This is a genomic window from Bowmanella yangjiangensis, assembly GCF_017255015.1.
GTDB classification, from domain to species: Bacteria; Pseudomonadota; Gammaproteobacteria; order Enterobacterales; family Alteromonadaceae; genus Bowmanella; species Bowmanella yangjiangensis.
This window is the reverse complement of the sequence record NZ_JAFKCS010000661.1, coordinates 1-399: the sequence shown is the minus strand read 5'-3', so window position 1 is coordinate 399 and position 399 is coordinate 1. Positions and strand designations below refer to the sequence as shown.

General features: G+C 65.2%; 1 protein-coding gene. It reads right to left on the bottom strand.

From position 1 onward, the window contains the following. Nucleotides 1–245 (bottom strand): hypothetical protein (locus tag J0A65_RS26145; RefSeq protein WP_206597105.1); only part of this gene is annotated, 245 nt, incomplete at its 3' end. Nucleotides 246–399: the final 154 nt, after the last annotated feature.

The window sequence follows — 399 nt, the reverse complement described above, 5'->3', positions numbered from 1 at the left end:
CCGACCTCGGCCTTGGGTTTCGCGGCAGGCTGCGGCTCGGCACGGGCGGGTGTGGCTTCGACCGCCTCGACCGCAGGCTGCGCGTCGACAGGCGCTGTGCTGGCCACCTCGACTGCTGGCGCCTCGACGGCAGACTCTGCCACTAGCGGAACGGATTCCGGCCGTTGCGCGACGGGGTCTGCCGCACGCTCGCAGGCGCTCAGCAAACCCAGGCACAACAGCAACAGAACGGACTTACGCATCATGGGACAACGGCAACTCGGTGAATGAGACAACCATGCTCCTCCGACCGGGCATGGCTGGCAAGCCGACTTACATGACCTTTACCTGACATCAGTCTTGCGGCGGTTGCGTGGCCAGATGCGTCAGTTCGGCCTCGATATCCAGCTGCGGGTAGTC